Here is a 13,085-nt window from a genome sequence, read left to right as displayed (position 1 = left end):
TATGAGACAGGAATACAGTAGAATTGATTACATCAGGAGGATTTTTATGACCATAAAAGAGGAAGAATACAAAACCCTATGTCAGTCCCTACAGGGATTAATTCAAGACGAAACCGACGCTTTGGCTAATTTATCCAATAGTGCTGCACTTTTATTTCAGAGCATGGAGAAGATCAATTGGTCAGGGTTCTACCTTTTTAAAGAAAATCAATTGGTTCTCGGGCCATTTCAGGGGAAACCGGCCTGCATAAGGATTGCAATGGGAAGAGGTGTCTGCGGTACGGCAGCTCAAAATAGAGAGACGATCATGGTGCAGGATGTCCATCAGTTCCCGGGACATATTGCATGTGATGCGGCTTCTGCATCGGAAATTGTTGTACCAATTATAAAGAATGATAAACTGATTGGTGTCTTAGATGTGGATAGTCCCATCAAAGCAAGATTCAGTGAAAGGGATTTACACGGGCTAAAAGAATACGTCAATATTCTGACCGCTCATATTCAGTGGGAGGATTTGTTACATGGATCAAGTAGTAAATAAGTGTTTACAATCAAACTAATAATAGGATGATGTAAAACGAGTGGAAGACATCTTGGAGAAACTAGTAATTTTGACGATTTTTCGTTACATTTAAAAAAATATGGCATAATTTCCTAAAATATGGTATATTTAACCAGCATTATAAATTATTATGATCTATAACTGGAGGATACAAAAGATGTATTGTAAAAATTGTGCAAAAGAAATTGATAACAAAGCAGTTGTATGTCCGCATTGCGGTGTTTCTCAAGAAAACACTCCCCAAGTGGTTGATAATGGCGGTATTGGTTGGGGATTTTTAGGCTGCTGTATTCCACTTGTCGGGTTGATTTTATTTTTGGTTTGGAAAGACACGAAGCCGAAAAGCGCAAAAGCAGCAGGGATAGGCGCTTTGATTAGCGTTGGTTGTTTGATTCTTTTCTATGTATTAGTATTTGGATTAGGGATTATGGGTGCAATCGGAAGTTCGGCCTATTAAAGCGGGATCGTACGTGTTATGAGTGGTATTTTTAGCCGATGGCTCCCAATTGTTTTTGGTTGTCATTGCAGGGCGGAACGTTCGTTTTTTTTGAATGGAAAACAATTCCCTATTTGTGCAAGATGTACCGGCGAATTGGTGGGGTTAATACTGATAGGAATAACCTATGGAATGTATCACCCACCAATTTTATATGCCTTGATTTTTTTGATCCCTATGATACTGGACGGTGGAATTCAAGTATTGACTACATATGAAAGCACCAACATAAGGAGATTTTTGAGCGGCCTGTTTTTTGGGTATGGTCTCTTTTGCTTATTTCTGACAAGCATTATCGCGACCTATTGGTATGGATATCATTTCGTGCGAGTTCTTTGAAACATTGTCCTATTTGTTGATACACAGATTGGAATGGGGGGGAATGAAAATGGAAACATATGAAATGCTTTTTGATATACCAGAGTACGGTAATTGGGACTACATTCGTCGAATAAATAAAGGCTGGTCGGCTGATATAAAATTCTTCGCAAAGACCAAATCAGGGGAACGTATATTGATTCGAGTATCGGATGCACTGCATTTTGATAAGAAGAGTAAGGAATATCAGATGATTCAAAAATATGCAGCACTTGGATTTGAAATGTCAAAACCGATTGCATTTGGAACATGTATGAATGGTACAAAGGTATATATGATCTTATCCTGGGTCGATGGGGAGGATTTAGAGGTTGTACTCCCTAATCTGACAGAGAAAGAGCAATATGAACTGGGAAAAAAAGCCGGAATGATTTTAAAAGCAATTCATAGCATATCAGTTATGGAAACTGACATCCCAGCCAAGGACAAAAAAGAGAAGAAGTTGAAACAACTTGCAAGTTACGAGGAATCAGGTATTAGAATTGCTGAGGATGAATCTACGATACAATACATAAAAAACAATATAGATAAAATATGGCGAAAGCCAGTTGTATATCAACATGGAGACTTCCACCCAGGAAATCTAATTCTGACACCAACGCATGAGATTGGCGTAATTGATTTTAATCGGTGGGAGGTGGGAGATCCCTATGAGGAATTTTATAAATTAGAGAGTTTTGGAACAAAGTTAAGTGTCCCATATTGTATTGGCCAGATTGATGCCTATTTTAATGACAATGTGCCCAAAAACTTTTGGGAGACTTTGTCGGTATATGTTGCACACGCCTCTCTTCATTCCATCAAATGGGCGGAGAAGTTTGGGCAAAATGAGATTGATTTTATGGTGGATTGCTGTAAAGATGCATTTGAACATTATGATAATTTTAACAACGTGGTACCAGCTTGGTATGATACAAATAAGTGGTAACAAAGTGAAATATATAAGAATATGAAAAAGAAGAAGTTGAGAGACGTTATTATAACGATTTTCTCGACTTTTTTTCATGATTTTTTTCGTGATTTAAAGAATTGTAATTGACATTTGACAAAAACCGGTTTAAATAGTATTATGGTAATTAGCATATGCCCATAATAAAACTAATGAAAAAGCGAGGAAAAAATATGACAATTGCAGTTTCGGCAACAGGACAGGATAAAGATTTTATACTTGATCGAAGATTCGGGAGGTGTGATTATTTTCAGATTTATGATACCGATACAAAAAAATACCATACCATTAAAAATCTTGGTGTGGATTCAGGCGGCGGTGCAGGAATTGCAGCAGCAAGTCAGCTGATTGATGAAAAAGCAGACGTTATCATCACAGGAAGTCTTGGTCCCAATGCATTTGAGTTAATTGAAAAAGCTGAGATAAAAGCATATAGCTGTAAGGAAGTTCCTGTATCCTTGGCGATTGAACAGTATCAGAAGAATCTGCTATCTAAAATCAGTATTGCAGGCAGTGCACACCATGGGATGTAACAGGAAGAGGAGAAACAAATGAATATAGCGGTCCTTAGCGGAAAGGGAGGAACTGGAAAAACAACGGTATCAACAAATCTAGCTGTGACATTAGGAATTGATTATGTAGACTTGGATGTGGAAGAGCCAAACGGATTTATTTTTCTAAATCCACTCATTAAAAAACAAGAGAATGTTTCTGTAGAATATCCAGTTGTGGATCAATCAAAGTGTGTATTGTGTGGCGCTTGTGCGAAGGTCTGCCAGTTTCACGCGATGGCGAAGGCAGGCAAAGAAATAGTAATTTTTGAAAAGCTATGTCATGACTGTGGGGCATGTCAAATCGTATGTAAAACAAACGCCTTATCTTATGCAAAGCGTTCCATTGGAACGATGGAACTAGGGACATCGGGAGAAATCACCTGTTATCGAGGTGTTCTAAATGTAGGAGAACCAATGGCAGTCCCTGTAATACGGAAGGTTTTAAAAGCGTTGCCAAAGGAAAATCATTTGCTTGATTGTCCACCAGGCACATCATGCAATGTAGTCGCTTCACTTAACCATGCAGATGCAGCTATTTTAATCACAGAACCGACGGAATTTGGACTTCATGATTTAAAAATGGCAGTTGAGCTGGTAAAGAGATACAAAATCCCTTATGGAATTATTATAAATAAAGATGACGGACAGGATAATTTGATAAAACAATATTGTCAAAAGAATCATATTTCATTATTTGGAGTTGTTCCATATAGCATGGAAGCGGCAGCGTTCTATTCAAAAGGGATTATGTTATACGAGGATGAATTCTATAAAACGATTTTTAATGGAATCGCTTTGAGAGTACAGGAGGCGTTTCTATGATAATATCAGTGTTAAGTGGAAAGGGAGGAACCGGAAAAACCACGATTGTCGCTGCTTTATCCGAACTGGTGAAGAAGGTAATTCGAGTAGACTGTGATGTGGATGCGCCAAATCTTTATCTTTTTTATAAAGGAATGGAACTTGAAGAAAAGAAATTTTATGGGGGAAAATGTGCCAAGATAGACAAAAATCTTTGCGAGGATTGCAATCTTTGTGAAGCAGTCTGTAAGTTTGGAGCAATCAAAAAGGCCACAATTGATTCCATTTATTGTGAAGGATGCGGAGCCTGTACTTTGGTATGTCCTCAAAATGCGATCACATTAGAAGAAGTAAAGACGGCAGATACGTTTTTGGACAAAACAGAGAAAGGGATTATATCCAGAGCTGAAATGGAGATTGGTAGTGACGGGTCGGGTAAGCTAGTCACCAATCTTCGAAAGAATGCCAGGCAATATGAAACAGATAAATCCATAACTATTTTAGATGGTTCTCCTGGAATTGGCTGTTCTGTGATTGCATCAATTACGGAAACAGATATTGCACTCATCGTAACGGAACCGACCAGATCCGGACTTGATGATTTGAAACGAATTCTAGAACTCACAGAGCATTTTGAAACACAAGTTATGGTTTGTGTAAACAAATATGATATAAATCCTGATATGACTGTTCAGATAGAAAACTACGTGAAAGAAAAAGAGATTCTTTTCGTAGGAAAGGTACCCTTTGATTTAAAGGTAATGGAATCGGTTAACACATTGCGGCCGATCACAGATTTTGAAGACAGTTCTGCAAAAAAAGCAATTGAAACCATGTGGGGCCACATGAAAAATTTAATGAAAATTATGGAATGAACCAAATTACAAAACAAATGGAGGAATAAAAATGAAGATAGCAATCGCAAGTGATGGAACAATGGTAAGCGGACATTTTGGACACTGTGAAGGGTTTACTCTCTATGAGGCGGAGAATGCTGAAGTGAAGAATAAAGAATTTGTACCAAATCCGGGACACAAACCAGGCTACCTTCCTGTTTTTTTAAAGGAAAAAAATGTAGATATAATCATAGCAGGTGGCATGGGGGAAACAGCGCAGGTATTATTTCGTGAAAAAGGGATTGAAGTTTTAGTTGGTGCGCAGGGGATTGCAGATCATGTTGTAAAACAATATCTTTCCGGTGAGTTGAAATCCACAGGAAGTGTCTGTACAAAACACGAACATGAGGGGCATTGTAACGAATAATGGAGCTGCAGATAACAACCTTGATTGAAAACAACCCGTCAGATCAGGGGAAATTAATGTTTGAACATGGATTATCATTCTATATTGAGGCAGATGGAAAGAACCTTTTATTTGATACTGGACAGAGTGGGGATTTTATTGAAAATGCAAAGGCTCTTAATAAAGATTTAAATAAATTGGACGTTTGCCTTATTAGTCATGGACATTACGATCATAGCGGTGGGTTAAAGAGGCTAGTAGATGAAATTGACAAGATTCCACTTCTTATCGTTGGAGAAGAATTTTTTAAGCCCAAATATAAGAAAATAGATAAATACGTCTTTCAATACAATGGTAATTCGTTTGATGAAGCGTTTTTAGAAAAGAATCAAATACCATTGAGAAAATTAAATGAAGATATAATGACTTTAACGGAGTATATTCTCGTTTTTCATAATTTTCATCGACACACGGACTTTGAAAGTAGAAATACCAAATTTTATCTAAAAGAAAATAATAAATATATTCCCGATGAGTTTGACGATGAAATCGCATTGGGAATTGTAACGGAAAAAGGGTTGGTCGTTATTGTAGGTTGTTCCCATATTGGAATTGTTAATATACTAAAAACAATTGCAGAGAGAGTAAACATTCCGATATATGCAGTGGTTGGCGGAACGCATTTAATAGAAGCAGATGAAGGGAGAATGGAAAAAACAATGAATGCGTTTCAGGATATGGGTATTCAATTAATTGCAGTTTCCCATTGTACTGGGGAAAAAGGGATACGGTTTCTACAGCAGAATCTAAAAGATAAATTCCAGTATAACAATACGGGGAATGTAATACAAATATAGATATCACAGATCGGTTTTAATTCCATTTTTGTTGACATAGAAGGACTTTTCATAGGAATGTGTTTGTTGACATTTTGAATAAATCAGATATGATTATACATATGGAACAAGATATCTTTAGCCTAGAGGGCGAAGGGAATAGATTTCGTAAGGAGAGAATATGGCTAGACCAACAAAATGGAGAAAAATCGAACATATCCCAGCAATCCCCTATTTCATACCATCGGATACAGAAGTAGGGGAACTGCCGGAAAATATATTAAAACTAGAAGAATTAGAAGCGATACGTCTAAAAGATCTAGAAGGATTAGAACAAGGCGAATGTGCAGAAAAAATGGAAATATCAAGACCTACGTTTCAACGTATTTTATTATCTGCGAGAGAAAAAATAGCAGATAGCTTAATACATGGAAAGATGATACACATAGAAGGCGGTAATTTTACCCGTAACATATGTCCAATCAGATGCAGAGACTGTGGGAAAGAGTGGAAAGAAAGCTTTGAAAATCTAGAAGAAATTAAGAATGGAAACTATCTGTGTCCAGATTGTGGCTCTGGTCAAATCATATGTCAGGATAATTGCAAAGGCAAGTTTTGCCGGAAGAATTGTTGGCGTCATAGAGGGCAAAAAGGTTAGGTTTCTATATTACATGGATTAAGAGAGGGAGCGTCATAGGATCAGTGCTTGGAAAAGGATTGGTTTTATGACACTTTTTATGATTAAACGCCGAACAATTCATATACAATATTGACATATGCCCAAAACTGCATTAAAATATCATAATGGGCATAAGACCAAAAACAAAAAAGGAGTTATTCGATGAAGGAAAATACGAAGGACTGTTCCGATAACAGTTGTACCAAAGAATCCTGTGAAGGGTGTGAACACAGCAAGCAAAATTTGCTGGAGAATTTAAATCAGTTTAGTTCAATTAAGCATGTAATTGGAGTTGTGAGCGGAAAAGGAGGGGTAGGGAAATCCTTTGTAACTGCAATGTTAGCTGTATTATTAAATCGAAAAGGGTATGAAGTAGGAATCTTAGATGCAGATATTACGGGACCATCCATACCTAAAATGTTTGGTATTACAAGAAAAGCACAGGCGAATGAAATGGGGATTTTACCAGAGAGTACCCATAATAATATTAAGATTATGTCTGTTAATTTATTATTAGAGGAAGAAGATACTCCCGTTATTTGGAGAGGACCGATTTTAGCAGGAACCGTAAAACAATTTTGGACAGAAGTAGTATGGGGAGATTTGGATTATCTTTTGATAGATTTGCCACCTGGAACAGGAGATGTTCCGTTGACTGTATTTCAATCCATCCCTCTAGATGGAATTGTAATTGTATCCTCTCCTCAGGATCTCGTTTCTATGATTGTAAAGAAAGCATATAATATGGCGAAAATGATGAACATACCAATTTTAGGCTTGGTTGAAAATATGAGCTATGTGCAGTGCCCTGATTGTGGAAAAGCAATCAATATATTTGGAGAGAGCAAATTATCTGAAGTCTCAAAGGAAATAGGTGTTGATATATTAGGAAGAATGCCGATTGATCCAGCCATTGCAAAACTAGTAGATGAAGGAAAATTCGAGAGATTTTCATGCGATTATCTTGTTGATGCCATGGAAAAAATAAAGTGTAAAATGGATGAATCATGAGATGGAAAAATATTCTTTGATATAAAAAGCCATCATTAGATCAAATTTTATAGATGCCTCATCCAACTTGGTATTTAATAATTCTTTGATCTTTTTCAGCCGGTAAATGACGGTATTCCGGTGCGTATGCAACTGGGATGCAGTCTTTAAAAGGTTGCAGTCAGACAGCAAGTAGATTTTTAAGGTATTTATATAGTTTGTATCGTGATCTAAATCAAATTGTTCCAGTTGTCCCAGGTATCGTTCATACATTTGATGTAGAATACTGGGATCTGAGGAGGTAAATAGAATCTGAAAAAACCCCAGTTCATCAAATTTTATCATTGGTAAATTCCGAAATAAGGCGGTTGCAAGAGCGAAACGGGCATGCTTGTAGCAACGGCTGATATCCATGAGTGACTGAAAGGTATTGCTGATTCCCAAAGTGATGCTGTCGCAAAACAGTAAGGTATCCACGATATCGAAAAGCTCAGGCTGCGACGGGGAAGAAAGGTAGAGAAGTATCTGCCGGTTCTCATGTTCAAAAAGATGATATTTCAGATTCATTCGGTTTAAGGAAAAGGTGACTCTGGTGGTGTTTTTTAGATTCTGGATGACGATAATTCGGTAGACCCCAGTGGTAGGAAAGCCATATTGATTTAAGGTTAGGAGAATATTTTCATGGACGGGTGTTTGATAGATAGATCCTTGAAATGCAGCATTTAATTGATCCGTACTTCTTGTATTATGAAGTAGGACACTGGAATAATCTTGCATAATGTCCACTAAATGAACCTTCCATGGCATGGTGAGTAAGGGGAAATGATTGACTCTGCAAAACTCCATAATTTCTTCGGTTAGATCAGATTGCTGCAAATATTTGCCTACATTGATTAATACCCCACTGCAATTGCAGGTTGCCAGAGAGCAGATAAAATCGTAGAGCCCGGTTCCGCTAAGGGTAAATAGACCAGTGGTTAAGATAAATTCCCCTCCTTTTAAAAATGGGATATTCTGTATATCTTCAGCCAGATAGATCCAAGAAACAGAGTTTGTCATTCCAGCTTCTCCGCTGTGAAGTGTTAGATTATATTTTCCTCTGGAGCAATGATATAAGTTCGTTACCTGTGTTTCCATTGTTTCCCCCTCCTTGTCAATGATGAATGAGTATACCACACTTTGTACTCTAAGTCCAATAACTATCTGATATTTTGGGTCCAATAACCATTGTATACTGAGGATTGAGAGGATATAATCCATATATGGAAAGATAACTTTACGAAGAAAGAAGTGTTTCTAATGAGTGAGAAGTTTATTGTAACCATTGCCAGACAATTTGGTAGTATGGGGAGACCAATAGCGCGCTTGGTCAGCGAAAAGTTAGGAATTGAATACTATGACAGAGAAATTGTAGAAATGACTTCCAAAAACTTAAACCTCCCTGTGTCCACGATTAGCGGAATTGAGGAGAGCGCAAAATCTGCTTTTTTTAATATGAATTATCCGCTGGGGCTTGGAACGACGGAAATACAAGATTCGATTTTTGCAGCTCAGCGCAAGATCATTGTCGACCTTGCGGAAAAGGGCCCCTGCATTATCGTAGGAAGATGTGCCGAATATATCTTAAAAGATCACAAAGACATTATGAATATTTTTATTTATGCCCCCTATGAGGCTCGGTTGATTAATTGTGTGGAAAAACTGGATATGGGACCGAGTGATGCGAAGAAGATGATCGCTTCGGTAGATAAAGCCAGAGAATCCTACCATAGACAATACTGTGGGTATTCCATGTCCGATAAGGAGTATAAACATATTATGATAGATTCCAGTCTGCTTGGAATAGAGGGAACCTGTGATGCTTTGTCAGATATTATAAAAAAGAAATTTCAGATACCAGTTTAAAAATTCATACTGCTTATAACAGGCAATGGTGCTTTTTGAAAAGAAAAGCCCATTGCCTGTTTTGTTATTAGAAAATAGGAAGAAGGGAGGAGTATCGATGGCAATGCTTGAAATAAAGAAACTGTCAAAATGCTTTGAAGATCTGGAAGTTTTAAGAGACATAAATTTATCTGTTAGCAAAGGGGAAGTCGTTGTCATAATTGGCCCGTCTGGATCTGGGAAAAGTACGATGCTTCGATGTATCAATTTGTTAGAACAACCGACTGGCGGTGAAATCTTTTATTTGGATCAGAATATCACCCATCTTGGGAAGAAGGTTAGCGATTATAGAAAGCAGGTGGGAATGGTGTTTCAAAGGTTTAATCTATTTCCACTTAAAACTGTAATGGAAAATATTATATTCGCTCCAGTTAAATTAAATAAGGTTTCGCAAAAAGATGCCAGGGAACAAGCGGGTGAATTGCTTAAAAAAGTAGGGCTTTATAGTAAGGCGGATTCTTATCCAGCAGAGCTTTCTGGGGGGCAGCAGCAACGAGTTGCCATCGCAAGAGCCCTTGCGATGAAGCCAGAGATTCTATTGTTTGATGAACCAACCTCTGCTCTGGACCCGGAGCTTGTGGGGGATGTGTTAGATGTTATGAAGCAGCTTGCCAAAGAGGGGATGACAATGATCGTAGTTACCCATGAGATGGGGTTTGCAAAAGATGTGGCTGATCGAGTTGTTTTTATGGATGAAGGTTATGTGGTAGAGGAGGGAAAGCCAAATGAGATCTTTTCCGAACCAAAGAATGAAAGAACCAAAGCATTTTTATCCAGAGTGTTGTAAAGAAACTGATAAAAAAAGCATCTGAAAGGGAGGGTAACATGGAATTACACTTCAAAAAGGCTTATGACACCCTGGGACCCAGCCTATTGGGTGGAGTTGGAATTGTCCTTTATATTACGATAATTGGTTTTATCTTAGCTCTGGTGGTGGCTTTGTTCCTAGCAATTGGAAGATTATCAAAAAACAAAATATTAAGCCGCTTCTTAGCCATTCTCATAGAAGTGGTCAGAGGGACGCCTCTGCTGGTGCAATTTTTTTATATATATTACGTAGTCCCTACCTTATTGAATGGAATATTTGGAATGTTTGGTTATGATACAAACCTTCAACTAAAAGCCTCTACTTGTGGGATTGTAGGATTTGCCGTCAATTATGGCTGCTATATGTCAGAGGTGATTCGTTCTGCCATATTAGCTGTTGATCCTGGTCAGCGAGAAGCCGGTATTGCCCTAGGTTTTCATGAAAAAAAGGTACTATTATATTTTATCATACCACCAGCTCTTCGAAATTCGGTTCCGGTATTTGGCAATTATCTTGTCATGCTCATTAAGGATACCTCATTGCTCGCAATGATATCGGTGCAGGAACTTCTTCTAAGAACAAAGACTTTTGCATCCCAAACATTTTTGACGGTAGAAGCCTATACGCTGCTGGCCATTGTATATCTTCTTTTAAGTATCCCCCTGTCACAGGTAAGCCGAATCATAGAGCACAAACTAAAACGTGTGCGTTAATGCAACTATATCTTGTAGAAACCCAGAAAGAGGAGTGAATCGTATGAGAGAAAAAAATGAAAAAAAAAGAATCGTGTTGTTGCTTGTTTGTTTGTTACTAGCTATGGGAGTGTCAGGTTGCAGTTTAAATAAGAAAAGCAAAGCTCTGCCTGCTTCCCAATCTGCATCAGAGGAATCTGGACTACTGGAGAAGATTAAGGAAAAAGGATATATCCTGATCGGCTCATCCAATGATGCACCTTTTTCCTATACGGATGTAAAGACAGGTGAACTAGAGGGTGTTGACATTGAAATTCTAAAAGAAATATGTAAGCGGCTTGAAATACCGGATATTCAGATGAAAGTGATTGATTTTTCCAATCTCTTAGTGGAACTTAATAATAATAACATTGATATGGTTGTAGATGCCATGTATGTAAAGGATGAGCGGCTTCAAATTGCGGCATTTACGGATAAGTGGTATCAGGAGGGGGAGGCAGTGGTAATTCCAGCCGATTCAACCATTGAAAGCAAAGAAGATTTAAAAGATAAGATTATAGGAGCTCAACCTGGAACCACCTTCTATGAGACCGCTCAGAAGTGGCTAGAGGAGGGGAGAATCGCTAGACTTGAGGCTTATGATAATCAGGCAACGCTTATGACTGCAGTAAATATGGGGAAGGTGGATGCAGTGGTTACAGATGGAATTGTTGCAGGCTATACACTTGCCTCAGACAGTTCTTTAAAACTAAAGTTACTGTCTCCCTATGAGGCGGAAGCCAGCGGGCGGATTGGAGCAGCCCTTCGTTTTGAGGATAAGGCTTTTTTAGAAGATGTCAACCAGTGTCTAAATGATATGAAAGAAGATGGTACACTGCTAAAAATATTAGAGGATTACGGCTTGACCGAGGATTATTTTGTAGATGGCAAAGACGGAAAGACAACAAATATCAAATAACAAATAACAGGATTGGAGTTGACAGGATGGAGTTTCAGTATTATTTACCGGTTAATCTGGTATTTGGCAGAGGAAAATCAAATTTAATCGGAGAGAAAGCAGCTCAACTTGGGAAGCGGGCGTTGCTTGTTACTGGGGGAAGAAGTACGAAGGAATCAGGTTTACTTAAGAAAACCGAAGAGTTACTTAATCAAAGTGGTGTTTCCTGGGTGTTATTTGACAAGGTGACGCCCAATCCACTTACCACCACTATCTATGAGGGAGCAAAATTAGCAACCGAAGAAAGGTGTGATCTTGTGGTTGCACTTGGGGGTGGCAGCAGCCTGGATGCAGCCAAAGGAATTGCGTTTCAAACATTAAATGGTGGGGACATCAACGATTATATTTATGGGAGAAAAAGCAGCGACAAGGCACTTCCCATTGTTGCTGTTCCAACTACCTGCGGAACTGGGAGTGAGGGAAATGGGTTTGCGGTCATGACGAATCCAGATACTCTGGATAAAAAATCCCTGCGCTGTGGTGCCATCGTTCCTGCATGTTCCATTCTAGATCCCCTGCTTATGATGACAATGCCAAAGACCGTATTGGCTAGTGTTGGATTTGATGCCCTTTGTCATAACATGGATGCCTATCTATCTGCCATTGCTCAGCCACTGACCGATCAGATGGCCCTACAGGGGGCTAGATTGGCGGCTGAAAGTCTTCCCCGTTTGTATCAGAATGCACAAGATCTGGAAAGCTGGGATCAATTATGCCTTGCAAGCACGTTAGGTGGAATGGTCATCCATACGGCAGGTGTTACAGCGCTTCATGGAATGGAGCATCCGGTCAGTGGATTGAAGAATGTGGTACATGGAAAAGGTCTGGCAGCACTCGCCCCCTATGTTTACGGGGCATCAATGAAGGGGGAACCGGATAAGTTCAGCCATCTTTCAAAGATTCTTGGGGGAAAGGATGAACATGATTTTACTGATCAATTAAATAAATTGCAAAAAGAGATTCAGCTGATAGAAACCCTTGGAGATCTGGGAGTGAAAGAGAATGATCTTGACTGGCTTACTGAAAATTGTTTGAAGGTATCTGCGAAAAGCATGGAAAATCACCCAGTGGTTTTTTCCACACAGGAGATAAGGAATTTGTACAAACACGCGTTGTAAGAACAAGCAAAAAGATGCGTTTCCATACGCAGAATGGAG

The 13,085-nt window shown here is 38.6% G+C and carries 16 protein-coding genes; 15 read left to right on the top strand and 1 reads right to left on the bottom strand.

Going from position 1 to position 13,085, the window contains the following annotated elements:
- The first annotated feature begins 46 nt into the window (after positions 1-46).
- The 10 genes from EFT72_RS07050 to EFT72_RS07000 all read left to right on the top strand — a co-directional run bounded on the left by EFT72_RS07050 (position 47) and on the right by EFT72_RS07000 (position 7,508).
- Positions 47-541: a GAF domain-containing protein gene (locus tag EFT72_RS07050; protein WP_124066205.1), complete on the top strand. Its 495-nt coding sequence runs from the start codon at positions 47-49 to the stop codon at positions 539-541.
- A 178-nt stretch (positions 542-719) separates the two neighbouring features.
- Complete coding sequence (locus EFT72_RS07045; protein ID WP_124066204.1) at positions 720-1,019, top strand: zinc-ribbon domain-containing protein; 300 nt, start codon at positions 720-722, stop codon at positions 1,017-1,019.
- A gap of 427 nt (positions 1,020-1,446) precedes the next feature.
- Entirely contained in the window at positions 1,447-2,364 is a 918-nt protein-coding gene (locus EFT72_RS07035) for a phosphotransferase (protein WP_243109965.1), read from the top strand.
- A gap of 194 nt (positions 2,365-2,558) precedes the next feature.
- A complete protein-coding gene (locus EFT72_RS07030; protein WP_124066202.1) occupies positions 2,559-2,918 on the top strand; it encodes a NifB/NifX family molybdenum-iron cluster-binding protein in 360 nt (119 codons plus the stop codon).
- A gap of 18 nt (positions 2,919-2,936) precedes the next feature.
- On the top strand, positions 2,937-3,761 hold the full coding sequence (locus EFT72_RS07025) for an ATP-binding protein (RefSeq protein WP_124066201.1): 825 nt from the start codon (positions 2,937-2,939) through the stop codon (positions 3,759-3,761).
- On the top strand, positions 3,758-4,615 hold the full coding sequence (locus tag EFT72_RS07020) for an ATP-binding protein (RefSeq protein ID WP_124066200.1): 858 nt from the start codon (positions 3,758-3,760) through the stop codon (positions 4,613-4,615). Before EFT72_RS07025 ends, EFT72_RS07020 begins: the two co-directional genes overlap by 4 nt.
- A 31-nt stretch (positions 4,616-4,646) precedes the next feature.
- The gene (locus EFT72_RS07015) at positions 4,647-5,003 is read left to right on the top strand and encodes a NifB/NifX family molybdenum-iron cluster-binding protein (protein WP_124066199.1); all 357 of its coding nucleotides are present in this window, start codon (positions 4,647-4,649) and stop codon (positions 5,001-5,003) included.
- The gene (locus tag EFT72_RS07010) at positions 5,003-5,839 is read left to right on the top strand and encodes an MBL fold metallo-hydrolase (RefSeq protein WP_124066198.1); all 837 of its coding nucleotides are present in this window, start codon (positions 5,003-5,005) and stop codon (positions 5,837-5,839) included. The genes EFT72_RS07015 and EFT72_RS07010 overlap by 1 nt, the downstream gene beginning before the upstream one ends.
- A 160-nt stretch (positions 5,840-5,999) precedes the next feature.
- On the top strand, positions 6,000-6,476 hold the full coding sequence (locus EFT72_RS07005) for a DUF134 domain-containing protein (RefSeq protein ID WP_124066197.1): 477 nt from the start codon (positions 6,000-6,002) through the stop codon (positions 6,474-6,476).
- Between the two features lie 183 nt (positions 6,477-6,659).
- Positions 6,660-7,508 carry an Mrp/NBP35 family ATP-binding protein gene (locus EFT72_RS07000; protein WP_124066196.1) on the top strand — a complete coding sequence of 283 codons (849 nt, stop codon included), beginning with the start codon at positions 6,660-6,662 and terminating at the stop codon, positions 7,506-7,508.
- On the opposite strand, the gene EFT72_RS06995 is transcribed toward EFT72_RS07000, so the two are convergent.
- Entirely contained in the window at positions 7,503-8,624 is a 1,122-nt protein-coding gene (locus EFT72_RS06995) for a PucR family transcriptional regulator (protein ID WP_164473103.1), read from the bottom strand. The two genes, EFT72_RS07000 and EFT72_RS06995, sit on opposite strands and share 6 nt — an antisense overlap.
- Positions 8,625-8,786: 162 nt before the next feature.
- Here EFT72_RS06995 and EFT72_RS06990 point away from each other — a divergent pair, with 162 nt between their 5' ends.
- From EFT72_RS06990 to EFT72_RS06970, 5 genes are all read left to right on the top strand, one after another.
- A complete protein-coding gene (locus EFT72_RS06990) occupies positions 8,787-9,392 on the top strand; it encodes a cytidylate kinase-like family protein (RefSeq protein WP_124066194.1) in 606 nt (201 codons plus the stop codon).
- A 103-nt stretch (positions 9,393-9,495) separates the two neighbouring features.
- Positions 9,496-10,218: an amino acid ABC transporter ATP-binding protein gene (locus EFT72_RS06985; protein ID WP_124066223.1), complete on the top strand. Its 723-nt coding sequence runs from the start codon at positions 9,496-9,498 to the stop codon at positions 10,216-10,218.
- Between the two features lie 38 nt (positions 10,219-10,256).
- Positions 10,257-10,952 carry an amino acid ABC transporter permease gene (locus EFT72_RS06980; protein ID WP_124066193.1) on the top strand — a complete coding sequence of 232 codons (696 nt, stop codon included), beginning with the start codon at positions 10,257-10,259 and terminating at the stop codon, positions 10,950-10,952.
- Positions 10,953-10,995: 43 nt separating this feature from the next.
- Positions 10,996-11,889 (top strand): ABC transporter substrate-binding protein, encoded by an 894-nt coding sequence (locus EFT72_RS06975; RefSeq protein WP_124066192.1) that lies wholly within the window; start codon positions 10,996-10,998, stop codon positions 11,887-11,889.
- A 26-nt stretch (positions 11,890-11,915) separates the two neighbouring features.
- Positions 11,916-13,046, top strand: a complete 1,131-nt coding sequence (locus EFT72_RS06970; protein WP_124066191.1) for an iron-containing alcohol dehydrogenase — start codon at positions 11,916-11,918, stop codon at positions 13,044-13,046.
- Positions 13,047-13,085: the final 39 nt, after the last annotated feature.

This window comes from Clostridium sp. E02, from assembly GCF_003833015.1.
Taxonomy (GTDB): Bacteria; Bacillota; Clostridia; order Lachnospirales; family Lachnospiraceae; genus Lacrimispora.
Note: the sequence above shows the minus strand (reverse complement) of the source record. Positions and strands in the feature narration are given on the sequence as shown.